At 60.2% G+C, this 25420-nt stretch carries 25 protein-coding genes; 16 read left to right on the top strand and 9 right to left on the bottom strand.

Annotated features, from left to right (window positions below):
• Positions 1-107: 107 nt before the first annotated feature.
• The 3 genes from AC1DVE_RS23815 to AC1DVE_RS23805 all read left to right on the top strand — a co-directional run bounded on the left by AC1DVE_RS23815 (position 108) and on the right by AC1DVE_RS23805 (position 2574).
• Positions 108-1016: an alpha/beta fold hydrolase gene (locus tag AC1DVE_RS23815; protein WP_223533513.1), complete on the top strand. Its 909-nt coding sequence runs from the start codon at positions 108-110 to the stop codon at positions 1014-1016.
• Between the two features lie 393 nt (positions 1017-1409).
• Positions 1410-1646 carry a hypothetical protein gene (locus tag AC1DVE_RS23810; RefSeq protein ID WP_223456664.1) on the top strand — a complete coding sequence of 79 codons (237 nt, stop codon included), beginning with the start codon at positions 1410-1412 and terminating at the stop codon, positions 1644-1646.
• A gap of 190 nt (positions 1647-1836) precedes the next feature.
• A complete protein-coding gene (locus AC1DVE_RS23805) occupies positions 1837-2574 on the top strand; it encodes a hypothetical protein (RefSeq protein ID WP_223456662.1) in 738 nt (245 codons plus the stop codon).
• 33 nt (positions 2575-2607) lie between these two features.
• Here the strand turns inward: AC1DVE_RS23805 and AC1DVE_RS23800 are convergent, their stop codons facing one another.
• A complete protein-coding gene (locus AC1DVE_RS23800) occupies positions 2608-3411 on the bottom strand; it encodes a hypothetical protein (protein WP_223456660.1) in 804 nt (267 codons plus the stop codon).
• A 498-nt stretch (positions 3412-3909) separates the two neighbouring features.
• Here AC1DVE_RS23800 and AC1DVE_RS23795 point away from each other — a divergent pair, with 498 nt between their 5' ends.
• The 3 genes from AC1DVE_RS23795 (at position 3910) to AC1DVE_RS23785 (ending at position 6199) form a co-directional block, all read left to right on the top strand.
• On the top strand, positions 3910-4200 hold the full coding sequence (locus tag AC1DVE_RS23795; RefSeq protein WP_223456658.1) for a fructose-bisphosphate aldolase: 291 nt from the start codon (positions 3910-3912) through the stop codon (positions 4198-4200).
• 305 nt (positions 4201-4505) lie between these two features.
• Entirely contained in the window at positions 4506-5621 is a 1116-nt protein-coding gene (locus AC1DVE_RS23790) for an AAA family ATPase (RefSeq protein ID WP_223533515.1), read from the top strand.
• Positions 5615-6199: a DUF4276 family protein gene (locus AC1DVE_RS23785; protein ID WP_223456655.1), complete on the top strand. Its 585-nt coding sequence runs from the start codon at positions 5615-5617 to the stop codon at positions 6197-6199. Before AC1DVE_RS23790 ends, AC1DVE_RS23785 begins: the two co-directional genes overlap by 7 nt.
• 111 nt (positions 6200-6310) lie before the next feature.
• Here the strand turns inward: AC1DVE_RS23785 and AC1DVE_RS23780 are convergent, their stop codons facing one another.
• The 4 genes from AC1DVE_RS23780 to AC1DVE_RS23765 form a co-directional block, all read right to left on the bottom strand.
• Entirely contained in the window at positions 6311-6859 is a 549-nt protein-coding gene (locus AC1DVE_RS23780) for a cupin domain-containing protein (RefSeq protein WP_046042404.1), read from the bottom strand.
• 403 nt (positions 6860-7262) lie between these two features.
• Positions 7263-8546, bottom strand: a complete 1284-nt coding sequence (locus AC1DVE_RS23775) for an NAD(P)/FAD-dependent oxidoreductase (RefSeq protein WP_223456653.1) — start codon at positions 8544-8546, stop codon at positions 7263-7265.
• 52 nt (positions 8547-8598) lie between these two features.
• Entirely contained in the window at positions 8599-10089 is a 1491-nt protein-coding gene (locus AC1DVE_RS23770; RefSeq protein ID WP_223456651.1) for an aldehyde dehydrogenase, read from the bottom strand.
• Between the two features lie 190 nt (positions 10090-10279).
• Positions 10280-11656: a glutamine synthetase family protein gene (locus tag AC1DVE_RS23765; protein ID WP_223456650.1), complete on the bottom strand. Its 1377-nt coding sequence runs from the start codon at positions 11654-11656 to the stop codon at positions 10280-10282.
• Positions 11657-11940: 284 nt separating this feature from the next.
• Between AC1DVE_RS23765 and AC1DVE_RS23760 the strand changes: the two genes are divergently transcribed.
• The 5 genes from AC1DVE_RS23760 (at position 11941) to AC1DVE_RS23740 (ending at position 17268) form a co-directional block, all read left to right on the top strand.
• Entirely contained in the window at positions 11941-12702 is a 762-nt protein-coding gene (locus tag AC1DVE_RS23760) for a gamma-glutamyl-gamma-aminobutyrate hydrolase family protein (RefSeq protein WP_223456648.1), read from the top strand.
• A 287-nt stretch (positions 12703-12989) separates the two neighbouring features.
• Positions 12990-14132 (top strand): polyamine ABC transporter ATP-binding protein, encoded by a 1143-nt coding sequence (gene potA / locus AC1DVE_RS23755; protein WP_046042409.1) that lies wholly within the window; start codon positions 12990-12992, stop codon positions 14130-14132.
• On the top strand, positions 14129-15043 hold the full coding sequence (locus AC1DVE_RS23750; protein ID WP_046042410.1) for an ABC transporter permease subunit: 915 nt from the start codon (positions 14129-14131) through the stop codon (positions 15041-15043). The genes potA and AC1DVE_RS23750 overlap by 4 nt, the downstream gene beginning before the upstream one ends.
• Complete coding sequence (locus AC1DVE_RS23745) at positions 15040-15924, top strand: ABC transporter permease subunit (RefSeq protein ID WP_223456644.1); 885 nt, start codon at positions 15040-15042, stop codon at positions 15922-15924. Before AC1DVE_RS23750 ends, AC1DVE_RS23745 begins: the two co-directional genes overlap by 4 nt.
• Positions 15925-16170: 246 nt before the next feature.
• The gene (locus tag AC1DVE_RS23740; protein ID WP_223533517.1) at positions 16171-17268 is read left to right on the top strand and encodes a polyamine ABC transporter substrate-binding protein; all 1098 of its coding nucleotides are present in this window, start codon (positions 16171-16173) and stop codon (positions 17266-17268) included.
• A gap of 141 nt (positions 17269-17409) precedes the next feature.
• On the opposite strand, the gene thpR is transcribed toward AC1DVE_RS23740, so the two are convergent.
• Positions 17410-17952 carry an RNA 2',3'-cyclic phosphodiesterase gene (thpR, locus tag AC1DVE_RS23735; RefSeq protein WP_223456634.1) on the bottom strand — a complete coding sequence of 181 codons (543 nt, stop codon included), beginning with the start codon at positions 17950-17952 and terminating at the stop codon, positions 17410-17412.
• 183 nt (positions 17953-18135) lie between these two features.
• Here thpR and AC1DVE_RS23730 point away from each other — a divergent pair, with 183 nt between their 5' ends.
• Positions 18136-18330 (top strand): hypothetical protein, encoded by a 195-nt coding sequence (locus AC1DVE_RS23730; RefSeq protein ID WP_223456626.1) that lies wholly within the window; start codon positions 18136-18138, stop codon positions 18328-18330.
• A gap of 14 nt (positions 18331-18344) precedes the next feature.
• Here the strand turns inward: AC1DVE_RS23730 and AC1DVE_RS23725 are convergent, their stop codons facing one another.
• Both AC1DVE_RS23725 and AC1DVE_RS23720 read right to left on the bottom strand, forming a co-directional pair.
• Entirely contained in the window at positions 18345-18698 is a 354-nt protein-coding gene (locus AC1DVE_RS23725; protein WP_046042415.1) for a DUF1428 domain-containing protein, read from the bottom strand.
• Between the two features lie 17 nt (positions 18699-18715).
• Positions 18716-19780: a hypothetical protein gene (locus AC1DVE_RS23720; RefSeq protein ID WP_223456624.1), complete on the bottom strand. Its 1065-nt coding sequence runs from the start codon at positions 19778-19780 to the stop codon at positions 18716-18718.
• 415 nt (positions 19781-20195) lie between these two features.
• Between AC1DVE_RS23720 and AC1DVE_RS23715 the strand changes: the two genes are divergently transcribed.
• Positions 20196-20456, top strand: a complete 261-nt coding sequence (locus AC1DVE_RS23715) for a hypothetical protein (protein WP_223456622.1) — start codon at positions 20196-20198, stop codon at positions 20454-20456.
• Positions 20457-20494: 38 nt separating this feature from the next.
• Here the strand turns inward: AC1DVE_RS23715 and AC1DVE_RS23710 are convergent, their stop codons facing one another.
• A complete protein-coding gene (locus AC1DVE_RS23710) occupies positions 20495-20731 on the bottom strand; it encodes a hypothetical protein (protein WP_223456620.1) in 237 nt (78 codons plus the stop codon).
• Positions 20732-20911: 180 nt separating this feature from the next.
• Here AC1DVE_RS23710 and AC1DVE_RS23705 point away from each other — a divergent pair, with 180 nt between their 5' ends.
• From AC1DVE_RS23705 to glcE, 3 genes are all read left to right on the top strand, one after another.
• Positions 20912-22675, top strand: a complete 1764-nt coding sequence (locus tag AC1DVE_RS23705; protein WP_223456618.1) for an L-lactate permease — start codon at positions 20912-20914, stop codon at positions 22673-22675.
• A 178-nt stretch (positions 22676-22853) separates the two neighbouring features.
• Positions 22854-24353, top strand: coding sequence for a glycolate oxidase subunit GlcD (gene glcD, locus AC1DVE_RS23700; RefSeq protein ID WP_223534796.1), 1500 nt, complete (start codon positions 22854-22856; stop codon positions 24351-24353).
• Positions 24353-25417: a glycolate oxidase subunit GlcE gene (gene glcE, locus AC1DVE_RS23695; RefSeq protein ID WP_223456614.1), complete on the top strand. Its 1065-nt coding sequence runs from the start codon at positions 24353-24355 to the stop codon at positions 25415-25417. The genes glcD and glcE overlap by 1 nt, the downstream gene beginning before the upstream one ends.
• Positions 25418-25420 lie beyond the last annotated feature (3 nt).

Below are 25420 nucleotides of genomic sequence, written 5' to 3'. Positions count from 1 at the left end.
CCTTGCAGGCGATTGCCGAAGGATGGGGCTTGTCGAGTATATGCATCTCACTGCGCCTCCTCATCGCCAGGTGAAGCGCAAGTCAGCCTTTCCCTGGAGACATCGCCATGATCCGCCCCTTGCTGAGCGCCCTCACCCTGCTTGCCCTGAGCGTCGCCGCCCACGCCGATGTCACGCCGTTCCCGGCGTCTTTCCACACCCAGGACCTCCCCGTCGACGGCGTCACCATGCACGTGCGCGTCGGCGGCAAGGGGCCGGCGGTGGTGCTGTTGCATGGCTTTGGTGACACCGGCGACATGTGGGCACCGCTGGCGGCCGATCTGGCGCGGGACCACACCGTGGTGGTCCCGGACCTGCGCGGCATGGGCTTGTCATCGATCCCGCAAAGCGGCTACGACAAGAAGACTCAAGCGGCCGACATCCGTGGCGTATTGAACGCGCTGAAGATCGAGCACTCGGTGGTCATCGGCCACGACATCGGCACCATGGTCGCCTTCGCCTATGCCTCGCGCTACCCGGAGCGCACCGATCGTTTGGTGGTGATGGATGCACCGGTGCCGGGCATTCCACCGTGGAACGACATCGTGCGCTCGCCGATGCTGTGGCACTTCGACTTCGGCGGGCCGGACATGGAACGCCTGGTCGCCGGGCGTGAACGCATCTACCTCGACCGCTTCTGGAACGAGTTCGCCGGCAACCCCGCCAAGGTCGACGAAGGCACACGCCAGCACTACGCCAGACTCTACGCCCGCCCCGGCGCCATGCACGCCGCCTTCGCCCAGTTCCGCAGCATTCGCCAGGACACCGTGGACAACGAGGCGTCGATGGGCAAAAAGCTGAGCATGCCGGTGCTGGCGGTCGGGGGTGAGAAATCCTTCGGCGCCAATGAGGCCATCGTGATGCGCAATGCCGCGGACAAGGTCACGGAAGTGGTGATTCCTGGGGCCGGGCATTGGCTGATGGAGGAAGCGCCGACGCAGACGATTGCGGCGATTCGCGGGTTTATCGAGAAGTGACGTCGCGACCTGCGAGCTATTGAGCCGGACGCCCAAAAGCAGTGCAGGCACTCCCCTGTCGTGGCGAGGGAGCTTGCTCCCGCCGGGCTGCGAAGCGGCCCTTGAGACCCGGCCGGTCCTCACCATTCCCACCCGAAACGCTCCACCAGACCCCGCTGGCCAGTACCAGCGTGGCCGCCACTGCACTCATCACTTCTTCGATGTGAATCCACGCTTGATACGTCGCAGATACTTCAATGCGTGGCGCTGTTTCCCGATTGTTACCTCAGCGCCGCAGTTGTCACTTCTGCGCCGCCGAACTGGCCAATAGAGTATGGCCGTCGGTGTGGAACAGGGTCGTCGACTTGTCGGCCCGCGCTGGCACCGATCCCCCCATCACGGAAGAGGTGAATCATGAGTTTCGTCAAAGTGGAAAAAAACCAGAGCAGCGCCCCGTCGGATGACGACATGAAAAAAGCCATGGTCGAGTCGGGCGGCAAGCCGGGCGAGGTCACCGGGACCAATGCCGCCCGCACCCTGACCTACACCGGCGTGGTCAATCACACGGTGTACGAGAACAAGCTGATCGAGATCGCCAAGGGCAAACGCACCAGCTGGAACTTCGTCTGGGCCGATGCCCGGGCCGCCTGAGGTCAAGGCGGGGCGGCCGATCGGCTGCCCCGCTGACTCAGCCCCTGATACAACCCCGATACCCGCTTGTAACACCAAGACACTTAGCCGCCCTGCCCCTCGCCCCTAGAGTGAAGCCGTCAATGGACGGCAGCGCCAAGCGCCAGCAGCCCATTGTTTGCCCAACACACCACCAAGGAAGAGGGAAACCATGAGCAAATCAATCGCTGTCAGCCAACAGAGCCAGCAGCTTCACAATGATGTGCAAGAAGCCGTCAAGTCGATCATGGGTGCAACGCAACTGAAGGCGGCAGATTACGGCCGGGTACTGAGGTCAGCCCTGGCAGCTTCGCAAAAAACCGTCACCATCGAAATCGCCGCCGGCGACCTGACGCTGCTGAAGAAGTCCGGCTACAAGCTGTGCTTTGCCAAGAAGGTGGGTGACGCCGACTACAACGTGGTCTGGCAGTCCTATGACGCTTACCTGAGTAACAACGAGTTCAGCTGGACGCCTCAATATCAGCTGTTTGCGTCCAACCTGTTCAAGGCAAATGTGCAGGTCAAAGTCTCGACCAACATCGTCAATATCGGCCTGGGGCAAACATCGACACTCGATAAGCACGGTCTGCTGAGTTCGGCGGTTACCGGGGGACCGAACATTTCCATGACCTTTGTAAACGACTACGCCCCCATCCATCCGGGTATCAACCAGCTATCTACCGGCATTGATGGCAATCAGGTCAGCACCCCCATTTACGTTGCGGTGGATCAGGTGGTCACCGGTGAAACCGTGCTGACGCCGGTGGAAACCATCCTCGTGTGGTTCGAACAGAACGTACAGACCAGCACCATGTTCAGTACCTCACGCTCCAAGGCGATCGAAATCGACTTGACGTTCGATAACACCGCAGATCGCCTTTACGAAGGCGGTCAGTGGAAAACCGTGTAACCGTCATGCCGGGGCAACCTTGCGGTTGCCCTTTCACTCATCTTTGCCCGCCGTGGCGAAGTAGCCCGTCAGCGAGCGACAGATCGACTGCGCGAGGTCCTCCTGGGTGGCGATGCCATAGGGTCGATCACGATCGAACTGCGCCGACCAGCGAATCCGCCCCTGCGCCACATCCACCAGGCGCAATGACGCTCGCACCCGCGAAGGCTCGACCCGCACGCTGCCCTCCAGGCAATAGCTGTAACGCCCGCCACGCTTGAAGTCCGGTACCGGCTCGCTGCTGCGTGCCACCCGCATCAACACATGATTGGTCCCGGTCTGCGCCTGCTCGAACGACTCGAACAGTCGGCAGCTCAACTCCTCGCACAAGCCCCGGGTAAAGTCATTGCCATCGCGGGTGAGGCAGGTAAACGGCTGGATCTGGACCACAGGATGGCGAGTGCCGACGCCCTTGGGCCGCAGCCGCTGATAGGTCAAGCGATAACACCCGGGTGGAATGCTGAAGCGCACCGGGTCCTGCTGGCCGTTGCCGGCGTAATGCGCTGCGAGCTTGCGCCGCAAGCGCCCCACCTGCACTCGCACCACCGGATCGTCGCCCGTGCAATACACTGCCGGGTCACGACGAAACACCGCGATGCCGATGGCGTGTTCGGTCAGCGGCGTTTTGCAAGCCTGAAGGTCGTGCTCGACCAGAAAGCGCAACAGACTGCCCATGCGCCTGGACTTGGCAAACAACGGGCTGACCAGCAACAGCGCCAGCACCCGCTCGATTTCTTCCCGATCGAGCGGCTCGGGAACCCCCGCCGCAGTCGAATCGGCCATGCTTTTGATCACCATCGCCTGCCTCCGTGCAGGTTGCCGACAGGAATGGATGTCGCACTCCGTGATAACCCTTGCAGCGTGAGCAGGAATGGGGCTCGGGCACTGCAACGACCAAGCGTAGCAGCCGTGTTGATATCGGCAGGCAATTGCGATGGTAGCAACCCGCCATCCGACGAACGTTCAATCTTGACGTCTGAAAAATTTTTAGGACTTGCCCCTTTGTGGCGAGGATGCTTGTCGGATCGCCGCACCGTCCCGCTGGGCTGCGAAGCGGTCCCTCTCCCCTGCGACCCATTTCCTCAGACACACCGCAAGGCCCGGTTTTACGGCGGCAGAGCCGCCGAACGGGAGCAAGCTCCCTCGCCACAGAGAGCATTTGGCGTCCTACAGGCCGGTTGCAGCACTGGTAATCGATGCCTAATGTTCGCCCGTCGCTGACTTGAATTGGCGACAGGGTTTCGCAGCCCTATAGGTACGAGTAGCTCTTCTTACAGATACGAGGAAGTTTTACTCATGACGACTAACAACCCACCCCGCCGCTTCACCCCCATGAAACAAATCGCCACCAGCTACCCCGTCCTCCTCATCGACAGCGACGCCCCGCTGCGCGAACTCCACAACTGCGCCGCCGAACGTCTGAACGCTGTCCTCCAGTACCTCAACCTCATGGCCTGCACCAGCCTCCCCGATTACGCCGAAAACGACATCAACACCGTCACCAACATTTCGCGGATTCTGCTTCAGGATGTGCGGGATTTGTTTGGCGTGATTGAACAGCGGGGGTTTGAGGTGTCCAAAGGGTAGTAAGGACTCTCAACCATGAAAACCGCTTCGGCGGTTTTTTCCTACTCAGGCTCGTATTTTCGAAGCGGCTACCGATAGATTTACTGAAGAGACCTAAGCTCGAAAATTAAAATAAAACACACTTCGACCCGGGATCCCGAAAAGTTAATCGTGGCTGGCCGATTTCGGTTAGGAGCGGACCTTCCAATTTGTCTATAGAATCAGGGTCCATTGAGCGGAACACGTTATGAAAACTGATTTCATGCACCTGACCTCAAAGTTTTCTGGGCGGGGATACAGTGACTGAGGAAAGCTGAGGATTGGCGATGAAAATTGAATACCTCGAGATCAAAGGCTTCAAGAGCGCGGCAAACGTTATCCTGAGGGATGTGCCAGCCTTTACAGCTCTAGCCGGCTCCAATGGTGCAGGTAAAAGCAATATCACTGATGCGCTCGCTTTTCTGGGAGCAGTAGTAAAACGTGGGGCTGCACAAGCGATCCGCGACTTTGGAGGGTTCCAGCAGATTCACTGCTTCAAGCACCGAAAGGAAAATCGCACGACAATCTCGTTTGCCATCAGAATCAATCTCAATGGAGAGGTATTCGACTACAACCTGAAAATATCCGGAATAGACCGGGTACCTCAGGTACTTGAAAGTCTAAAAATCAATGGCAATCAGATCATAGATCGCAAGAGCAGTGATGAGACACGGATTACCTTAAGTGATACGCATGGCTTGCAGCTCCTACCTGAGTATGCGCAAGACATGACCGCGCTAATGCTACTCAGCCATTCGCCACTGTATCGAATGCTTACCAATATCCAAGTATTTCGAATCGACCCGCTAGAAGCTAAGGAGCCTGACAGCTCAACAGCAGACGCTACGACGCTAGATAGTCATGGCAGGAACGTCGCAACGATGTTGTCAATTTTGGAGAGAAATGAACGCTTTCGTGATCAGGTTCTGGAATGGATAGAACTGATCGTACCTGGCATGGAAAGCGTGTCCACCGAAAAACAGAGGCTAGATGGCTCTACGGTGATCACGTTCAAGGAAGAAGGAACAAAAGCTCGTTTCCCAGCTCGTTTGATTTCCGATGGGACAATTTATGCGCTCTGCATTATGACTGCGGTGTTCAGTCGGGCAGGGAAATCAGGCATGACAATCATAGAGGAGCCTGAGCGCGGCATTCATCCGAAGGCGATCGGCGAACTGGTACAGCTGATGCGTGAAAATGCTTCGGTAGAGCACCCCATTTTCATAACTACCCATAGCGAATCTGTCGTACGTAACCTCGACCTTGAAGAACTTTGGTTGGTAAATAAAGAGGATGGCAAAACTAAGGTCAAGTGTGCTTTAGAATCGGCAGTAAATAAAAAGGAAATACCACTGGATACAGCGTGGCTGACCAATCTTTTTGATGGGGGTCTGCCATGGTAAAAGTTGGATTCATTGTTGAGGGTGATAGCGAAAAGATCGTTATCGAATCTTCCGACTTCAAAGCTTTTTTGCAGGAAAACGATTTTGAGTTGGTCAATCCCGTAGTCAATGCCAAAGGTGGCGGTAACCTATTGCCGCAAAATATCGATGCCTATCTGGGACGTCTAGATCAGCAAGCGGTAGACATCATCGTTGTGTTGACTGATCTTGAGGACGAAGTCTCTGTTGACTTTGTCAGAGAACGCATCGAAAACGCACGAATAAATAGCATTTTCGTCGCTGTAAAAGCATTAGAGGGGTGGTTCCTAGCTGATTCAGTTGCCATGAACAAATGGCTCGGAATTGACGACTTCAATGAGCAACAGCCCGAGCAGACGCAGAACAAACCATGGGATCGTTTAAAAGAAATATCCAATTCATTGGGTAAACGTGGGCCGGGCAACAAAACTGCATTTGCAAAGAAGATGACGAAACACTTTGGTTTCAGCATTCGCCAAGCAGCCTTGCACCCACAGTGTCCAAGTGCGCTAGAGCTTGTTCGCTATTTTGCTGAGCAGAACCGACCTAGTAATGGTTGATGGAGGAGCTGATCAGGGTTGCCTCGCGTTGTGACTGAGCAATTGTATAGAAAAAGGCCCTGATCATTCAGGGCCTTGTCGTTTCTGGCATATTCAACTTCCCTTTTTCCTTTAGAAGTTCGCCGGCGTATTCGCGCTGATAATCTCCGCCTCATCCGCCCCGATATTGCGAAACCGATGCGGCAAGGTCGTCGGGAAGTAATAGCCATCCCCGGCGTTGAGCACACTCACCTGGCCATCCACGGTCAATTCCACGGTACCCCGTGTCACCAACCCACACTCCTCGCCTTCGGAATGCACGATCGGCTCTTCACCTGAGCTTGCGCCTGGTGCGTATTGCTCGCGCAGCAAGCGCATCTGCCGGCTTGGCACGGACGCGCCGATCAGCAGCAGGCGCAGGCCGTGGCGGCCAAGGTCGGGCTGTTCGTTGGCGCGAAAGACGTACTGGTGCTCGCGAGGTGGCTGATCGAAGGTGAAGAAGTCGGCCAGGGACATGGGGATGCCCTCCAGCAATTTCTTCAGGGAGCTGACGGAAGGACTGACCCGATTCTGTTCGATCAGGGAGATGGTTGCATTGGTGACGCCGCTACGCCGGGCCAGCTCGCGCTGGGACATTTTGTAGCTTTCGCGTACTAATTTGAGTCGTGAGCCCGTGTCCATGACAGCCTTATGTGCCAACCCGTAGGAGCGAGCTTGCTCGCGATTGCGATCTGACCTTCAACATTGATGTCGACTGAACCAACGCTTTCGCGAGCAAGCTCGCTCCTACAGGGATAATGGATGGGTGGAGTACAGGCGCGGATCACGCCGTTTTCCGGTCCCGGAAACGTGAAAGGCGGCTATTAAATCACGTTTGTTCGTAATGCTCAGCAGGTTCGATAAACGGCTGGAAAAAACGACCTGTGGGAGCGAGCCTGCTCGCGAAAGCGGTGTGTCAGGCGACATCGATTTTGGCTGATATGGCCTCTTCGCGATCAGGCTCGCTCCTACAGGGGACAGTGGTGGTTCAGGTGTTAAAAAGCCGGCGGCACCCTTTGGGGAGATGCCGCCGGCGAGGTAAAGCTTAGATGCCGAAACGGTCACGCAGCGAGTAGTACACGGCGCCGAGGGCGGTCAACGGCGCCGAGAAGGTGCGCCCGCCGATCATTGGCATGTGTGGCAGCGAGGCAAACGCGTCGAAACGCTCGGCGTCGCCACGGATCATTTCCGAGATCAGTTTGCCGGCCAGGTGCGAACAGGTGACGCCGTGACCGCTGTAGCCCTGCATGTAGTAGGCGTTTTTCTCGATACGGCCGAATTGCGGCATGCGTGACATGGTCAGCAGGAAGTTGCCGGTCCAGCGGTAGTCGATCTTCACGTCCTTCAATTGCGGGAAGGTCTTGAGGATCTTCGGGCGGATCAGTTGTTCGATGTCGTCCGGTTCGCGCGCACCGTAGACCACGCCACCGCCGTACAGCAGGCGGTTGTCGGCGGTCAGGCGGTAGTAGTCGAGCAGGTAGTTGCAGTCTTCGACGCAGTAGTTGTTCTTGATCAGGCTGCGGGCCTGCTTTTCCGACAACGGCTCGGTGACCACGATCTGCGAACCACACGGCATGCTCTTGCTGGTCACGCGATTGTCCAGGCCCTGCGGCAGGTAGGCATTACCGGCGATCAGCAGGTACTTGGCCTTCACCAGGCCTTTTGCAGTGCGCACAGTGATCGGTTCGCCGTAGGTGATTTCCACCGCCGCTGATTGCTCGTAGATCTTGCCGCCCAGGCCGATGATGGCCGAGGCTTCGCCGAGGGCCAGGTTCAGCGGGTGAATGTGGCCGCCCTGCATGTCCAGCAGGCCGCCGACGTAGGCGTCGGAACCGACTTCGCGCTTGATGTCGGCCGCGTCGAGCATTTTCAGGTTCTTGTTGCCGTAGCGCTCCCAGCTCTTCTTCTGCTCGGCCAGACCATTGAGTTGTTTCTTGTTCATCGCCGCGAAGATACCGCCGGGACGGTAATCGCACTGGATGTCGTAGTGCTGTATGCGCTGACGGATGATGTCGGCGCCTTCGAAAATCATGCTGCCGAGGATTTCGGCGGTCTTGTCGCCGTAGCGTTCTTCGATGACATCGACGTCGCGGCTATAGGAGTTGACCAGTTGGCCGCCGTTGCGACCGCTGGCGCCGAAGCCGACCTTGGCCGCTTCGAGCACGGTCACGCTGTAGCCCGCTTCAGCGAGGAACAGGGCCGACGACAGGCCGGTGTAGCCGGCGCCGATCACGCAGACGTCGCAGTCCACCGCCCCTTCCAGCACCGGGAAATCGCCGGTGAAGTTGCGGGTGGCGGCGTAGTAGCTGTTTACATGTGTCTGTTTCATAAAATTCTCCGATGGCCGCTGCAGGTTGCCGGCGACCGCCGCTTTATTGTTATTAGAGCTTGATCCAGGTCGCCTTGAGTTCGGTGTACTTGTCGAACGCGTGCAGCGATTTGTCCCGACCGTTACCCGACTGCTTGAACCCGCCGAACGGCGCGGTCATGTCGCCGCCGTCGTACTGGTTGACCCAGACGCTGCCGGCACGCAGGCCACGGGCGAAGGTGTGGGCCTTGCTCAGGTTGCTGGTCCATACGCCGGCGGCCAGGCCGAAGATGCTGTCGTTGGCAATCGCCAGGGCTTCATCGAAGGTGTCGAAGGTGATGACCGACAGCACCGGGCCGAAGATTTCTTCCCGGGCGATGGTCATGGCGTTGCTCACGCCGTCGAAAATCGTCGGTTCCACGTACTGGCCACCGGTGTCTTCGAGGGTGCGGCTGCCGCCTGCGATCAGTTGGGCGCCCTGCTCTTTGCCGATACCGATGTAGCGCAGCACGTTGTCCAGTTGACGCTGGTCGACGACCGCGCCGACGGTGGTTGCAGGATCGAGGGCGTGCCCCGGCTTCCAGGCTTGCAGGGCTTCCACCAGCAATGGAATGAACTGCTCGCGGATCGAACGCTCCACCAGCAGGCGCGAACCGGCGGTGCAGACTTCGCCCTGGTTGAAGGCGATGCCGCTGGCCGCCGCCTGTGCTGCCGCGCGCAGATCCGGCGCGTCGGCGAACACCACGTTCGGGCTCTTGCCCCCGGCTTCGGCCCAAACGCGCTTCATGTTGCTCTGCCCGGCGTAGATCATCAGTTGCTTGGCAATCGCCGTGGAGCCGGTGAAGGCCAGCACGTCGACGTCCATGTGCAACGCCAGCGCCTTGCCGACGGTGTGGCCGTAGCCCGGCAGGACGTTGAACACGCCTTTCGGGATACCGGCATCGAGTGCCAGCTGCGCGATGCGGATCGCGGTCAGCGGGGATTTTTCCGAAGGCTTGAGGATGAACGAGTTGCCCATCGCCAGGGCCGGGGCGAATTTCCAGCTGGCCATGATCAGAGGGAAGTTCCACGGCACGATGGCCGCGACCACGCCGGCCGCTTCGCGGGTCACCAGGCCCAGTTGATCGTGGGGGGTGGCGGCGACTTCGTCGTAGATCTTGTCGATGGCTTCGGCGGTCCAGCGGATCGCGTTGGCGGTCGCCGGAATGTCGATGCTCATGGAGTCGCTGATCGGCTTGCCCATGTCGAGGGTTTCGAGCAGGGCCAGTTCTTCCTGGTTGGCCAGGATCAGATCGGCAAAACGGATCAGGACGCGCTTGCGCTCGGCCGGGGCCAGGTTGGCCCAGACGCCGGATTCGAAGGTACGGCGCGCCACGGCGACCGCTGCATTGGCGTCGGCTTCGTCGGTGCTGGCGACGTTCGCCAGGAAACGACCGTCCACGGGGCTGATGCATTCGAACGTCGCACCGCTGGCGGCTGCGCAGTATTGGCCGTCAATGAATGCGCGACCTTCGATGGTTAGGGACTGGAAGCGTTGCTCCCAATCGCTGCGAGTGTTTGTCATGGTTGTGACTCGACGCAGGGGAATATGGGGTATCGGTGTGTCAGGCGACGGGATGTTGGCTGATAGACCGCTTTCGCTGGCAAGCCAGCTCCTACAGTTGATCGTTGTCGCTCACGATGTCGCGCCCGACACACAACCCTGTAGGAGCTGGCTTGCCAGCGAAGGCTGTGCATCAGGCGACATCGATGAATCAGACGGTATGCAAGTACCAGTTGTACTCAAGGTCCGAGATGGAGTTCTCGAACTCGGCCAGCTCGCTTTCCTTGCACGCCACGAACACGTCGATGTACAGCGGGTCGATGTACTTGGCCATGACTTCGCTGTCGTCCAGCTCGCGCAGGGCATCGCGCAGGTTGTTCGGCAGGCTCTGCTCGTTCTGCTCGTAGCTGTTGCCTTCCACCGGGGCGCCCGGTTCGATCTGGTTGGTCAGGCCGTGGTGCACGCCCGCTAATACCGAAGCCATCAGCAGGTAGGGGTTGGCATCGGCGCCCGCTACGCGGTGTTCGATGCGCACCGAGTCTGGCGAACCGGTCGGCACACGTACCGCTACGGTACGGTTGTCGATGCCCCAGCTCGGCGAGTTCGGCACGTAGAACTGCGCGCCGAAACGACGGTACGAGTTGACGTTCGGGCAAAGGAACGCCATCTGCGCCGGCAGGGTCTCGAGCACACCGCCGATCGCGTGTCGCAGCGCGGCGTTCTGCTCGGGATCCTCGCTGGCAAAGATGTTGTTGCCTTCTTTGTCGAGAATCGAAATGTGCACGTGCAGACCGTTACCTGCCTGGCCCGGATACGGCTTGGCCATGAAGGTGGTGTCCATCTCGTGGTCGTAGGCGATGTTCTTCACCAGACGCTTGAGCAGGACGGCGTAGTCGCACGCCTTGATCGGGTCAGCCACGTGATGCAGGTTGACTTCGAATTGCGCCGGGGCGCTTTCCTTGACGATGGCGTCAGCCGGGATGCCCTGCTCTTTCGCACCTTCGAGGATGTCTTGCAGGCAGTCGACGTATTCGTCGAGGTCGTCGATCAGGTACACCTGGGTCGACATCGGACGCTTGCCGGACACCGGCGAACGTGGCGATTGCGGACGACCGTTCACGTTGTCCTGGTCGATCAGGTAGAACTCCAGTTCGAACGCGGCGCAGATGGTCAGGCCCATGTCGTCGAACTTGCGCACGATATTGGCCAGCACTTCACGCGGGTCGGCGAAGAATGGCTCGCCTTCGAGTTCGTGCATGGTCATCAGCAGCTGCGCAGTCGGGCGCTTCTGCCAAGGCTCGATGCTGAGAGTGCCGGGGATTGGGAAACAGATTCGGTCTGAGTCGCCGATGTCCAGACCCAGGCCGGTGCTTTCCACCGTGGAACCATTGATGTCCAGAGCAAACAGAGAGGCCGGCAGGTTGATGCCTTTTTCGTAAACCTTATGAAGACTGGTGCGCTCGATGCGCTTGCCGCGCACCACACCGTTCATATCCGCAATCAGAAGGTCGACGTACAAAACCTCAGGATATTTCTTAAGGAATGCGTTTGCTTCGTTGAGTTGAACGGCACGCAGAGGGACCGACATGATGCACCTATTTTTTAGCTGTTAATTATTATGTTCACTACCCTTTCACGAGCCCAGTCAACCCGAACGGCAAAGTGAAGTCAATAGCGAACACTTGACCCTTCAACCTTTATTTTCTGGCCTTTTTTGGGGGCTAGAGTGTCAGACCAGTCTTGAGCACCATGTAAACGCTGAGGATCTGACGTGCGGCGTTTAGAATTTTTTACATGAGAGTTGTTAATTAAAATCAACAAGGCTAAGCTCCAGAAAAGCTCGTTCAAGTGTCAAACTTCGAGGTGATAAAAATGGCATTCAAGCCATTGATCGGCGTTACTGCATGCGTCAAACAGATTGGCCTGCACCCCTACCACATCAGCGGCGACAAGTACTTGCGTGCTGTCAGCGTTGCGGCGCTGGGGCTGCCTGTCGTTATTCCTTCCTTAGGCGACCTGACCGAAATCGATGACCTGCTGCCGCAGCTCGACGGTCTGTTGCTGACCGGCTCGCCGTCGAACGTGGAACCCTTCCACTATCAAGGCCCCGACAGCGCCCCCGGCACGGATCATGATCCGGCGCGGGATGCCACCACCCTTCCCCTGATCCGCGCCGCTATTGCAGCGGGCGTTCCGGTGCTCGGCATCTGCCGTGGCTTCCAGGAAATGAACGTGGCGTTCGGTGGCAGCCTGCATCAGAAGGTCCATGAACTGCCTGGCTTCCTCGACCATCGCGAGGCCGACCATCCGGACCTGGCCGTGCAATACGCTCCCGCCCACGCGGTGAACGTGCAGCCTGGCGGTGTGTTCGAAGCGCTGGACCTGCCAGCGGTGTTCCAGGTCAATTCGATTCACAGCCAGGGCATCGACCGCCTCGCGCCCGGCCTGCGCGCCGAAGCCGTCGCGCTCGATGGCCTGATCGAGGCGATCTCGGTCGAGCACAGCCAGGCGTTTGCCCTCGGCGTGCAATGGCACCCGGAATGGCAGGTGCTGAACAACCCTCCTTATCTGAGTATTTTCCAGGCGTTCGGCGAAGCCTGCCGGCAACGGGCGGCGCTGCGTCACTCGAGCTGACGACCTGATACCCACATTTAACGATTAACTGCCCAACGCGAGCGGGCAGGCGCTTGTGCGTGCCCCGCTCGCGAAAACAACACACTGCAATAACAACAAGTACGACCAGGCAGCCAGGATGGCGGCGCCGAATAAACCCGGCCGGAATGCAATGCCGGTCAACCTGATACAGCCCGCTCCCACAGGGTCCTGCGTTGGACTGACCGACATCATCTGATACGGGTTTGCAATCCACTATTAAGCCGGGCCGTGTTGGCCGGGCGACTGAAACCTGTTGGGAGTTTCACATGGCAAACGCCTCCAGCATCTACAGGAAGGCTCTTGAGGGTCACCAGGCACCGAAAAAGGTGTTGGTGAAAATCGATCGCGTCACCAAGAAGTTCGACGAAACCACCGCCGTGGACGATGTGTCCCTGGAAATCCACCAGGGTGAAATCTTCGCTCTGCTCGGTGGTTCCGGTTCCGGCAAATCGACCCTGCTGCGCATGCTCGCCGGTTTCGAGCGCCCGACCGAAGGCCGGATTCTGCTCGACGGCGTCGACATCACCGACATGCCGCCGTACGAACGACCGATCAACATGATGTTTCAGTCCTACGCGCTGTTCCCGCACATGACGGTGGCGCAGAACATCGCCTTCGGCCTCAAGCAGGACCGTTTGCCAGCGGCCGAAATCGACGCACGGGTGCAGGAGATGCTGCGCCTGGTGCACATGACCCAGTACGCCAAGCGCAAGCCGCACCAACTGTCCGGCGGCCAGCGTCAGCGCGTGGCCCTGGCTCGCTCCCTGGCCAAGCGTCCGAAGCTGCTGTTGCTCGACGAACCGATGGGCGCCCTGGATAAAAAGTTGCGCTCGCAGATGCAACTGGAGCTGGTGGAAATCATCGAGCGCGTCGGCGTGACCTGCGTGATGGTGACCCACGACCAGGAAGAGGCCATGACCATGGCCCAGCGCATCGCGATCATGCACCTGGGCTGGATCGCCCAGATCGGCAGCCCGGTGGACATTTATGAAGCACCGGTCAGCCGCATGGTCTGCGAATTCATCGGCAACGTGAACGCCTTCGACGGCACCGTGGTCGAGGACCTGGAAGGTCACGCGATCATTCACAGCCCGGACCTGGAGCAGAAGATCTACGTCGGTCACGGCGTCAGCACGTCGGTGCAGGACAAGTCGATCACCTACGCGATCCGCCCGGAAAAACTGCTGGTCAGCACCGTCAAGCCGGAGAACCGCTACAACTGGTCCGCCGGCAAGGTGCATGACATCGCCTACCTCGGTGGCCACTCGGTGTTCTACGTCGAGCTGCCTGGGGGCAAGATCGTCCAGTCGTTCATGGCCAACGCCGAACGCCGTGGTGCGCGTCCGACCTGGGACGATCAGGTCTACGTGTGGTGGGAAGACGACAGCGGCGTGGTACTGCGCGCATGAAAACCTTCAATCAGCAATTCCTGAGGTGGGTCCCCAGCGGGCGCAAGTTCGTCATCGGGATACCGTTCATCTGGCTGTTCCTGTTCTTCATGCTGCCGTTCTTCCTGGTGATGAAGATCAGCTTCTCGGAAGCAGCCCTGGCCATTCCGCCCTACTCGGAGATCTACACCTTCGCCGAGCAGAAATTCCAGCTGATGCTCAACATCGGCAACTACTCCCTGTTGGGCCAGGATGAGCTGTACCTGTCCGCCTACCTGGGTTCGTTGAAGGTGGCGTTTTTCAGCACTGTGATGTGCCTGGTGATCGGTTTCCCGATGGCCTACGCCATCACCAAGGCCAGCAAGGAAGCGCAGAACGTCCTGATGCTGCTGATCATGATGCCGACCTGGACCGCGATCCTGATCCGCGTTTATGCGTGGATGGGCATCCTCAGCAACAACGGCCTGCTCAACGCGTTCCTGATGTGGACCGGGCTGACGTCGCAGCCGATCGAGATCCTCAACACCAACATCGCCGTCTACATCGGCGTGGTGTATGCGTATCTGCCGTTCATGGTGCTGCCGCTGTACGCCAACCTGGTCAAGCACGACCAGAGCCTGCTGGAGGCCGCATCGGACCTGGGTTCGAGCACCTTCAACAGCTTCTGGAAAATCACCGTGCCTTTGGCCAAGAACGGCATCATCGCCGGTTGCATGCTGGTGTTCATTCCGGTGGTCGGTGAATTCGTGATTCCGGAACTGCTGGGCGGCCCGGAAACCCTGATGATCGGCCGTGTGTTGTGGCAAGAGTTCTTCAACAACCGCGACTGGCCGGTGGCGTCTGCCCTGGCGGTGGTGATGCTGTTGATCCTGATTGTGCCGATTCTGCTGTTCAACCGCAGCCAGGCCAAAGAGATGGAGGCACGGGGATGAAACGCTTCGAATTTTCAAAGTTCATGCTGATTTTCGGCCTGTCGTTTATCTACCTGCCGATGCTGATCCTGGTGATCTACTCGTTCAACGCATCCAAGCTGGTGACGGTGTGGGGTGGCTGGTCGATCAAGTGGTACGCCGGTTTGCTCGACAACAGCCAGTTGATGGGTTCGGTTCTGCGCTCGCTGGAAATCGCCTGCTACACCGCCATCGCAGCAGTCGCACTAGGGACGTTAGCCGCGTTCGTCCTGACGCGCGTTACCCGCTTCAAGGGCCGCACGCTGTTCGGTGGCCTGGTCACCGCGCCGCTGGTGATGCCTGAAGTGATCACCGGCCTGTCGCTGTTGCTGCTGTTCGTGGCCATGGCGCAGTTGATCGGCTGGCCGGTGGAGCGTGGCATCGTCACCATCTGGATCGCCCACACCACGTTTTGTGCCGCTTATGTTGCGGTGGTAGTCTCCGCCCGCCTTCGCGAGCTGGACCTGTCCATCGAAGAAGCGGCCATGGACCTGGGTGCGAAGCCGTTCAAGGTGTTTTTCCTGATCACCATTCCGATGATCGCGCCGTCACTGGCGGCCGGCGGCATGATGTCGTTCGCCCTGTCGCTGGATGACCTGGTGCTCGCGAGCTTCGTGTCCGGCCCGGGTTCCACGACCCTGCCGATGGAAGTGTTCTCGGCGGTGCGCCTGGGCGTGAAGCCCGAGATCAACGCCGTGGCCAGCCTGATCCTGTTGGCAGTGTCGATCGTGACCTTCATGGTCTGGTACTTCAGCCGCCGTGCCGAAGCCACCCGTAAACGCGCGATCCAGGAAGCCATGGACCAGACCGCCAGCGAATCCTGGCAGCAACCTGAAAAGAAAATGGCAGGAGCGACGGCCTAGTCGTTGCCCGGTTAACTGTGGCGAGGGAGCTTTTGTGGCGAGGGGGCTTGTCGGATCGCCGCACCGCCCCGTTCGGCTGCGCAGCAGCCGTAAAACCAGTACGTTCGGTGTAACTGGAACACCGAGGATTCCGGTTTTGGGGCCGCTTCGCGACCCAACGGGGGCAAGCCCCCTCGCCACAAAAGCTCGCTCGTCACAGGTTTTGTGTTCACTGTTTTTGAATAAAAAAGAAATGGAGTTGTACCGATGAAAATGTTTGGCAGGACTCTGCTGACACTGTCCTTATTGGGCGCAATCGCCACTGGCGCCCAGGCCAATGACAAGGTTCTGCGCGTCTATAACTGGTCGGATTACATTGGCCCGGATACCGTCAAGAAGTTCGAGGACGAGACTGGCATCCAGGTGACCTACGATGTCTTCGACAGCAACGAAACCCTTGAGGCACGCCTGCTGGCGGGCAAATCCGGCTACGACATCGTCGTGCCGTCCAACAGTTTCCTGGCCAAGCAGATCAAGGCCGGTGTCTATCAGGAACTGGACAAATCGAAGCTGTCGAACTGGAAAAACCTCAACCCGGTGCTGCTGAAAAACGCCTCCGCCAGCGATCCCGATAACGCCCATGCCATCCCGTACATGTGGGGCTCGATCGGCATCGGCTTCAACCCGCAGAAGGTCAAGGAAGTGCTCGGCGCCAACGCCCCGACCAACTCCTGGGACCTGCTGTTCAAACCGGAAAACGCCGAGAAGCTCAAAGCCTGCGGCATCAGTTTCCTCGATTCGCCGACTGAAATGATCCCGACCGCCCTGCACTACCTGGGCTACCCGGTGAACGATCAGAACAAACAGCACATCGCCGAAGCCGAGGCGCTGTTCATGAAGATTCGCCCGAACGTGGCGTACTTCCATTCGTCGAAATACATCTCGGACCTGGCCAACGGCAACATCTGCGTGGCCGTCGGTTACTCCGGCGACGTGCTGCAGGCCAAGGCCCGCGCCCAGGAAGCCGGGGACAAGGTGAAGATCGACTACAGCATCCCGAAAGAAGGCGCCGCCAGTTTCTACGACATGCTCGCCATCCCCCGCGATGCCGCCAACGTCGAGAACGCGTACCTGTTCATGAACTTCCTGATGCGCCCCGATGTGATTGCCGACATCACCAACAGCATCGGCTACAGCAACGCGAATGCTGCGGCCACGCCACTGGTCGATGAAGCGATCCGCAACGATCCGGGCTCCTACCCGCCGGAAGCGGTGATGGCCACGCTCTATGCCGTGCCGGACCAGCCGATCGCCGTCCAGCGGATCATGACCCGTGGCTGGACCAAGGTGAAGCTGGGCCAATAATCCAGAACCCCACACTTAATCGGTGGGGTTCAACACTTTCCGTTCGCGCAGCGCCTTACCACCGCTGCCTCTCCTGCAAGTAGAACGGCCTCACCTGGCTCCCTCGGTTCAGGTGAATTTTGGCGCCCTCGGGCGCCTTTTTTATTGGGGATCAATCAAAGGCCATTCGGCCAGCGCCCGATAACGGCCCTTGTGGGATTCGAACAGGGTGAGCCGGTCGGCACGCAGGAAGAATTCCGGTGCGGTTGCGGACTCCGGCACCGGCGCCCGATACTGCCGTGCCAGGGTCAGGTGCGGACGGTATTCCCTTGGTGCTTCCTCCAGCCCGAACGGCAACATCGCCTGTTCCAGGGCATACACCAGGCGCAGCAATGCCGGGGGCGCCTGCTGCGGCGCGAGCACCAGCGCCCCTGCCCTGCGCCACACGTCCAGCCGGTCCAGCACCACCGTCAAGCGCTCGCCCGGTGTACGGATCGACGCCGCAGCGGTGCAGATCTCGGCAATCTGCGCCACGCCAACCGCCCCCAAAAACTTCAGCGTCAAGTGAAAGTTTTCCGCCGGCACCGGCCGTCCGTTGCGCAGTTGCAGCGCACTGCGCCACTGGGCGATATCCCGGCGCAGGGCCGGGGCGCAGTTCAGCGCAAAGAACAGACGCTTGAACGGCTCGCGGGCTTCGTCGTTCATGCCGGACACCTCCTGGGGAAGACTGCCTGAGTGTACTCAACACCCGCGTTCCGGCCAGCGCATTTCTGGCGCCGTGGGGCATGCGCGTTATAGTTCCAGGGGGCGTTCTCAATTAGTTTTCACGCCGCGCCGGGAAAACGAATTGAGAACGCCCCCTAGCATCCCGAAAAACCGGAGGGGACCATGCGAGAGATCATCAGCAAGGAACCATGGTGGGCCAGCCCGCCCGAGCCCGGCCAGGATGAACTCAAGCTGGAATGGGGCTGGCTGGTGCATTACAGCGAAGGTGAGCCGCGCTTCGAGTTCATCCGCGAGCGGCCGACGGACGACGAGATCCGCCAGCGCAAGAGTTGCAGGATCACCCCGACGCCGGAGTGATCCCGCGTGCGGCGTCAGGCCTGGAGGAGTACTTCGAACCCGCCGTAGACCATGCGCTGGCCGTCGAAGGGCATCGGATTGACGTCCGGCTTCATGCGCGGGTCCTGCATCATCCTGTCCATTCCGGCATTGCGGGTGGCCTTGTCCGGCCAGATGATCCAGCCAAAGGCCACGGTTTCGCCGTCCTTGAGCTTCACCGACATGGGAAACGAGGTGACCTTGCCTTCCGGGACATCCTCGCCCCAGCATTCGACCACGCTCAACGCACCGTTTTCCTTGAAGACCGAGGCGGCGATTTTGGCGTGCTTGATGTATTGCTCACGGTTGGCGGTGGGTACGGCAGCGATAAAACCATCGACATAAGACATGAGTGTTTCTCCTTGGGTCATGGGGTGTGCTGCAGGTTAGTCGGTTGCGCTGGCGTCCGATCGACAGTGCCGGTGCTCAAACCGACCGGCGGTTGTGCGCTGCCGCCCAGACTGCCTTCGATCTGCGCTGCCATGTAAAGCGTGCCGGCCATGACGCCGCTGGTCGGGCTCTGCACCAGTTTGGTCCAGGCCTTGTCGAAGGTATTGCCCAGGCTACGGCGAATCAGCGCCTCGCTATCGGGCCGGTCAAAGGCCTGGATGAATGCGCGAATGCCAGCCACCCCTAGCGTGATCAAGCCACCGGCCAGTTTCCCGGTCGCTGCGGCCACGGCGCTGGCGGCCCCGCGCGGGGCCATCTCGGCTTCCATCCGCCGGCTGGCGCGCCTGGCCACCGGCGCCATCGCGGTGTCGGTCGAGCCCACACCCTTGTCGCCACCGGCCTTATGGACTTTGTCGATCAGCGCGGCGAAGGCCGGCAAGGAGTTCAGCGGTTCGGTGTGCACGATCCGGTACAACGAGGCGTCCCTCGTCGGCGGAGGCCCGAGGGCGATGGCCGGGACTTTCTGGATGCGCCCGTTGAGTTGGGCCATCGGCACGCCGTGGCGGTTGGAGATTTTCTGCAGCTCTTCCTTGAGGATGTCGACATAGAACGCCGCTGCCAGGCCGAGAATCGCATCGGGATCGATTTCCACGGCCACCGGGGCCAGGACCTTCTCCTGATAGGCTTCGAGCAGGTACGCCGCCAGGCGTTTTTCCACGGCGTCCTGCTCACCCTTGGCGCTGATGGTGTACCAGCTGACCTTCATCGACAGCCATTCCTGGGTCCAGTAGTTGCTGAACCACGGAATGAAATTCTGTTCGGTCAATTCATAGACCCGTGTGCGCCAGTAATCCATGGCGCCGCGGGCGTAGATTTTGGTCTCCTCGGTGGCCGCCTGCGACGCGGCGACGATCTCCCGGTCCACTTGTTGCCAGGTGCTGGCAGGAACGATGACCGGCGCCACTTCCACCGGCGCACGCGGCGGTGTGGCGCACCCTGCCAACACCACCAGCACGGCAATGATCAGCGAACGCAGGTTCACGATGGCGGCTTCCTACAGTTGTCATCGAACCGGAGGTTCGGTGATTGGACAACCTCTGTTTTGAGTATAGGTGGCGGCATGTGCATGGCCGACGGTTGGCGGCGCTTTTGAGGCCCCCTTCGCGGGCAAGCCCGCTCCCACAGGTCCGTGGCCAACCGCTTACCTGTAGGAGCGGGCTTGCCCGCGAAAGGGCCCGCATCAACAGCACAAAAACCACCATCACTTGCGTCGATATTCACCATCGCCGCGATTGCCTTCCGCTTGAACGCCGTCAGCGTAGGATCGATCCCAAGCCAACACGAAACCCCGAATCGGAGGGGAACCTCATGCTGATCCATCTGCTGACCTGCCTGGCCCTGACGGCGTTCACATTGGGTGTGTTTGCCTGGTACGTCCTGAGCGAGGAGCAAACATCATGATTCACATCGTCACCCTCGCCGTGGGCTTCCCGGTGTTCGGCAACAATTTCTACGCGCAGGAATTCGAGTCACGTAAAGAGTTGACTCTGCTGTTCGACGAGAAGTTCGAGGCGTTGCTGATCCCGGCAGCCGATCATCACTTCAGCAACGAAGTGGTCGGGCTCAATGATCAGTTCCGTTTTTTGAATGACGTGCTGGTCGAGCATCTGCTGGATGTCGAACTGGCAAAAGGCTCGGCCCGTTCGTTCGGGTTCTGACAGCGACCGCCGGTCGCCCGGGTTCGGACGGGAACCGCTCACAACGTTCGCTGGCTATTGCCAATCCCCTTGGCAATATCAATCCCCCAATCCATCGCCGCTTCCATGTCCAGCATGTGCGGCCGTGGATCGTGGTTTTCATCGATGACGGTGCCGTCCGGCCAATAGACACCGATGAACATGCCCAACGAACCGTCCTTCAATATCTCGGCTTTGACTTTGATGCTGCATCCGTTCGATAGCGTTTCCTTGTGCTCCAGATGGCGCTCGGTCATGACTGCATTCCTCCCCTGACTGAATTCAAACCCTACTGGCCATGCTAGCTCAGCCCCCGGAACTGCGCCGACCCGCTGGACCGGAGGGCCTGCCCTGACAGCGGCGCAATGCCACCTATACTGAAAGCCACCTCCCCCCAGGGGAACTGCACGTCCAACAATAAAAAGCAGAGGTGGAACATGGTCTGGCAGCAAGTCTACGATCCGTTCGGTAACCCGGTGCTTTCAACGCTCATGGCGGCTGTGCCGGTGGTGGTGATGCTGGCGTCCCTCGCGTTTTTCCATGTCAAGGCGCACCTGGCGGCGTTGCTCGCCCTGGTCTCGGCCTTGCTGATCGCGATCTTCGCCTTCGGCATGCCGGCGAACATGGCAGGTTCGGCGGCGCTGTTCGGTGCGGCCAACGGCCTGCTGCCGATTGGCTGGATCGTGTTGAACATCATCTTCCTGCACCGCCTGACCACCGAGAACGGCTCGTTCAAGGTGTTGCAAGACTCCCTGGCGCGCATCACCGATGACCGACGCCTGCAATTGCTGCTGATCGCCTTCTGCTTCGGTGCATTTTTCGAAGGTGCGGCCGGTTTCGGTACGCCAGTGGCGGTGACCGGGGCGATTCTGATCGGGCTGGGGTTTTCGCCGCTCGCCGCTTCGGGGCTGGCGCTGATCGCCAACACCGCCCCCGTGGCGTTCGGCGCCCTCGGCACGCCGATCATCACCCTGGCCAAGGTCACCGGGCTGGATGAAATGGAACTGTCGATGATGGTCGGCCGGCAGTTGCCCTTCTTCTCGGTGCTGGTGCCGTTCTGGCTGATCTGGGCCTTTGCCGGCTGGCGCAAGATGCTGGAAATCTGGCCGGCGATCCTGGTGGCCGGGGTCAGTTTTGCCGTGCCGCAGTTCCTGGTGTCCAACTATCACGGGCCGATGCTGGTGGACGTGATCGCCGCACTGATTTCCATGGCCTGCCTGACCGGTTTCCTCAAGGTGTGGAAGCCGGCCACTGTGCACACTTCCGCCGCTCTATCCGGGCGGGTCGACGACTCGAAGATCGACGTCGAGCACGACGAAAAACCTGTCCCCACTGCAACCTTTGCCAATGAGGCAAAACCGGCAGTGATGCGGGCGTGGATGCCATGGATCATCCTGACGGTCTTCGTGTTCATCTGGGGCACCCAGGGCTTCAAGAACACCTTCGACACCCGCCCGGCGATTGACCCGCAAACCAGCTCAGCCAAACTCGATCCGCAGGGCAAGCCGATGCGCGAGGCGAACCCGCTGTTTGCGCCGGTCGTGACCTTCACCACCCTGCATTTGCAGGTCGAGAAAGTCCCGCCCGTGGTGGCCGCGCCGAAAACCGAAGAGGCGGTGTACAAGTTCACCTGGTTCACCGCCACCGGCAGCGGCATTCTGCTGTCGGCGATCATCGGCGGCTTGCTGATGGGTTACTCGATCCCGCAACTGATTCACCAGTACCTGCGCACCCTGTGGGTGGTGCGTTACTCGCTGATCACCATTGCGGCGATGCTCGCGCTGGGCTTCCTCACGCGTTACTCGGGGCTGGATGCGACCATGGGCCTGGCCTTCGCCGCGACGGGCATTTTCTACCCGATGTTCGGCACCCTGCTCGGCTGGCTCGGCGTAGCGTTGACCGGCTCGGACACCGCGTCCAACGTGCTGTTCGGTGGCCTGCAACGGGTGACGTCCGAGCAACTGGGCATCAGCCCGGTGTTGATGGCCGCCGCCAACAGTTCCGGCGGGGTCATGGGCAAGATGGTCGACGCCCAGTCGATCGTGGTCGCCTCCACCGCCACCCGCTGGTATGGCCATGAAGGGGAAATCCTGCGCTACGTGTTCTTCCACTCGATTGTGCTGGCGATCCTGGTCGGTGGCCTGGTGTCGTTGCAGGCCTACGTCGCGCCGTTCAGCCATATGGTGGTGGGCGGGCATTGAGTCTGCGCACCCTGCTCCCAACGCTTGCAACGCCCGGGTTCCTTCACCCGGGCGTTGGCATTTTCTGCGCAAGCTCATTGAATGAATGCCCGCTTCAGGCTGACAAACATCCCATGGACAGTCAGCCGTTGCAGGCCAATGATGTACATCAGTGGCCTGCAGCGGGAGTCATGAACCGATGAACATTCTCTACGATGAACGCGTTGACGGTGCCTTGCCCGACGTCGACAAACAGGCGCTGTTGCAGGCCCTGCAAACCCGCTTGCCGAATCTGGAAATCCTGCATCAGCAGGAGGAACTCAAGCCCTACGAATGCGATGGGCTGTCGGCCTATCGCACCACGCCGATGCTGGTGGTGCTGCCTCGATACATCGACGAAGTCCAGGGCGTGCTTCAGGTCTGCCATGAGCTGCACGTCCCCGTCGTGGCCCGAGGCGCGGGCACCGGTTTGTCTGGCGGTGCGCTACCCCTGGAGAAAGGCGTGCTGCTGGTGATGGTGCGCTTCAACAACATCCTGCACATCGATCCAGCCGCCCGTACTGCGCGGGTTCAGCCCGGCGTACGCAATCTGGCGATCTCCCAGGCGGCGGCACCGTTCGGACTGTATTACGCGCCGGATCCGTCCTCGCAAATCGCCTGCTCCATCGGCGGCAACGTCGCGGAGAATGCCGGTGGCGTGCACTGCCTGAAGTACGGCCTGACCGTGCACAACGTGCTCAAGGTCGACATCCTCACCGTCGACGGTGAGCACCTGAGCCTGGGCTCCAACGCCCTCGACGCCCCCGGTTTCGACCTGCTGGCGCTGTTCACCGGGTCCGAAGGCCTGCTCGGGGTGATCACCGAGGTCACGGTCAAGCTGCTGCCCAAGCCGCAGACCGCCAAAGTGCTGCTGGCGGCGTTCGATTCCGTGGAAAAAGCCGGGCGCGCGGTCGGCGACATCATTGCCGCCGGCATCATCCCCGGTGGCCTGGAAATGATGGACAACCTGGCGATCCGCGCCGCCGAGGACTTCATCCACGCCGGTTATCCGGTGGATGCCCAGGCCATTCTGCTGTGCGAGCTCGATGGCGTTGAAGCCGATGTCGCTGATGACTGCGACCGGGTGCGCCAGGTGCTGCAACAGGCCGGCGCCATCGAGTTGCGCCAGGCCAGGGACGAAGCCGAGCGCGTGCGTTTCTGGGCCGGGCGCAAGAATGCCTTCCCGGCGGTGGGCCGCCTCTCGCCGGACTACTACTGCATGGACGGCACCATTCCCCGTCGCGAACTGCCCGGCGTGTTGCATGCCATCGCCGAGCTGTCGAACGAATACGGCCTGCGGGTGGCCAACGTGTTCCATGCCGGCGACGGCAACATGCATCCGTTGATCCTGTTCGACGCCAATCAACCCGGTGAGCTTGATCGAGCCGAAGCCCTGGGTGGCAGGATTCTGGAGTTGTGCGTGAAAGTCGGCGGCAGCATCACCGGTGAACACGGTGTCGGCCGCGAGAAGATCAACCAGATGTGCGCGCAGTTCAACAGCGATGAGCTGACCCTGTTCCATGCCATCAAGGCCGCCTTCGACCCGAGCGGCCTGCTCAACCCCGGCAAGAACATTCCGACCCTGCACCGCTGCGCCGAATTCGGTGCCATGCACATACATGGCGGTCAATTGCCCTTCCCTGAGCTGGAGCGTTTCTGATGCGCAGCGCTGAAGATTTCGATGACAGCCAGTGCCTCCTGGAACAGGTCAATCAGGCGCTAGAAAACGCCACGCCGTTGCGCATCCAGGGTTCCAACAGCAAAGCCTTTCTCGGCCGCACCACGGCCGGGGAAATTCTCGATACCCGCTCGCACCGGGGCATCGTTAGCTACGACCCGACTGAACTGGTGGTCACCGCCCGTTGCGGCACACCGTTGTCGCAGCTGGCGCAGGTGCTGGACGCCGCGCAACAGATGCTGCCCTGCGAGCCACCGTCCTTCGGCGACGGCGCCACCGTCGGCGGCATGATCGCCTGCGGGCTGTCCGGACCACGGCGCCCGTGGGTCGGTTCGGTGCGGGACTTCATTCTTGGCACGCGGGTCATCACCGGCCATGGCAAGCTGTTGCGCTTCGGTGGCGAGGTGATGAAAAACGTCGCCGGCTACGACCTGTCGCGCCTGATGGCCGGCAGTTACGGCAGCCTCGGGCTGATCACCGAAGTTTCCCTCAAAGTGCTGCCAAAACCCCGGCAGTGCCTGAGTATCAGCCTGGAAATGGACGCCGAACGGGCCTTGTTGCGCCTGGCGGAATGGGGCCAGCAGCCGTTGCCGATCAGCGCGGCCTGTCACGACGGTTCACGCCTGCACCTGCGGCTGGAGGGCGGTGAAGGTTCGGTGGCGGCGGCCCATGAGCGCCTCGGCGGCGAACGGCTGGAGGCTTGCTGGTGGGACGATCTGAATGAACAGCGCTTGAGTTTCTTCGATGAAGACCAACCGCTTTGGCGCCTGTCACTGCCGCACAACACGCCGCTCCTGTCGCTGCCGGGGCGCCAGTTGATCGACTGGGGGGGCGCCCAGCGCTGGCTGAAATCCGATGCCGAACCGGCGTTCATCCGCCAGGTCGTCGATGAGGTCGGCGGCCATGTCACCTGCTTCAGCCACGGCCTGACCGACAGCCCGTTCCATCCGCTGCCCCCGGCGCTGATGCGTTATCACCGCAACCTGAAACAACAGCTCGATCCACGGGGTATCTTCAACCCCGGACGCCTATACGCGGAGCTTTGAACC

The sequence above is a fragment of the Pseudomonas sp. P4_B4 genome, from assembly GCF_056402255.1.
The sequence above is the reverse complement of the archived record's forward strand: the minus strand, read 5'-3'. Positions and strand labels throughout refer to the sequence as shown.

Excerpts from the sequence above, each read along its gene's own strand:
- AC1DVE_RS23795 (WP_223456658.1), top strand. The coding sequence starts at position 3,910 with ATGACGACTAACAACCCACCCCGCCGCTTCACCCCCATGAAACAAATC.
- potA (WP_046042409.1), top strand. The coding sequence starts at position 12,990 with ATGGCAAACGCCTCCAGCATCTACAGGAAGGCTCTTGAGGGTCACCAG.
- AC1DVE_RS23710 (WP_223456620.1), bottom strand. The coding sequence starts at position 20,731 with ATGACCGAGCGCCATCTGGAGCACAAGGAAACGCTATCGAACGGATGC.
- AC1DVE_RS23715 (WP_223456622.1), top strand. The coding sequence starts at position 20,196 with ATGATTCACATCGTCACCCTCGCCGTGGGCTTCCCGGTGTTCGGCAAC.
- AC1DVE_RS23785 (WP_223456655.1), top strand. The coding sequence starts at position 5,615 with ATGGTAAAAGTTGGATTCATTGTTGAGGGTGATAGCGAAAAGATCGTT.
- AC1DVE_RS23705 (WP_223456618.1), top strand. The coding sequence starts at position 20,912 with ATGGTCTGGCAGCAAGTCTACGATCCGTTCGGTAACCCGGTGCTTTCA.
- AC1DVE_RS23775 (WP_223456653.1), bottom strand. The coding sequence starts at position 8,546 with ATGAAACAGACACATGTAAACAGCTACTACGCCGCCACCCGCAACTTC.
- AC1DVE_RS23765 (WP_223456650.1), bottom strand. The coding sequence starts at position 11,656 with ATGTCGGTCCCTCTGCGTGCCGTTCAACTCAACGAAGCAAACGCATTC.
- AC1DVE_RS23730 (WP_223456626.1), top strand. The coding sequence starts at position 18,136 with ATGCGAGAGATCATCAGCAAGGAACCATGGTGGGCCAGCCCGCCCGAG.
- AC1DVE_RS23770 (WP_223456651.1), bottom strand. The coding sequence starts at position 10,089 with ATGACAAACACTCGCAGCGATTGGGAGCAACGCTTCCAGTCCCTAACC.
- AC1DVE_RS23810 (WP_223456664.1), top strand. The coding sequence starts at position 1,410 with ATGAGTTTCGTCAAAGTGGAAAAAAACCAGAGCAGCGCCCCGTCGGAT.
- AC1DVE_RS23790 (WP_223533515.1), top strand. The coding sequence starts at position 4,506 with ATGAAAATTGAATACCTCGAGATCAAAGGCTTCAAGAGCGCGGCAAAC.
- AC1DVE_RS23815 (WP_223533513.1), top strand. The coding sequence starts at position 108 with ATGATCCGCCCCTTGCTGAGCGCCCTCACCCTGCTTGCCCTGAGCGTC.
- glcD (WP_223534796.1), top strand. The coding sequence starts at position 22,854 with ATGAACATTCTCTACGATGAACGCGTTGACGGTGCCTTGCCCGACGTC.
- glcE (WP_223456614.1), top strand. The coding sequence starts at position 24,353 with ATGCGCAGCGCTGAAGATTTCGATGACAGCCAGTGCCTCCTGGAACAG.
- AC1DVE_RS23760 (WP_223456648.1), top strand. The coding sequence starts at position 11,941 with ATGGCATTCAAGCCATTGATCGGCGTTACTGCATGCGTCAAACAGATT.
- AC1DVE_RS23805 (WP_223456662.1), top strand. The coding sequence starts at position 1,837 with ATGAGCAAATCAATCGCTGTCAGCCAACAGAGCCAGCAGCTTCACAAT.
- AC1DVE_RS23750 (WP_046042410.1), top strand. The coding sequence starts at position 14,129 with ATGAAAACCTTCAATCAGCAATTCCTGAGGTGGGTCCCCAGCGGGCGC.
- AC1DVE_RS23745 (WP_223456644.1), top strand. The coding sequence starts at position 15,040 with ATGAAACGCTTCGAATTTTCAAAGTTCATGCTGATTTTCGGCCTGTCG.
- AC1DVE_RS23780 (WP_046042404.1), bottom strand. The coding sequence starts at position 6,859 with ATGGACACGGGCTCACGACTCAAATTAGTACGCGAAAGCTACAAAATG.
- AC1DVE_RS23740 (WP_223533517.1), top strand. The coding sequence starts at position 16,171 with ATGAAAATGTTTGGCAGGACTCTGCTGACACTGTCCTTATTGGGCGCA.
- AC1DVE_RS23725 (WP_046042415.1), bottom strand. The coding sequence starts at position 18,698 with ATGTCTTATGTCGATGGTTTTATCGCTGCCGTACCCACCGCCAACCGT.
- thpR (WP_223456634.1), bottom strand. The coding sequence starts at position 17,952 with ATGAACGACGAAGCCCGCGAGCCGTTCAAGCGTCTGTTCTTTGCGCTG.
- AC1DVE_RS23800 (WP_223456660.1), bottom strand. The coding sequence starts at position 3,411 with ATGGTGATCAAAAGCATGGCCGATTCGACTGCGGCGGGGGTTCCCGAG.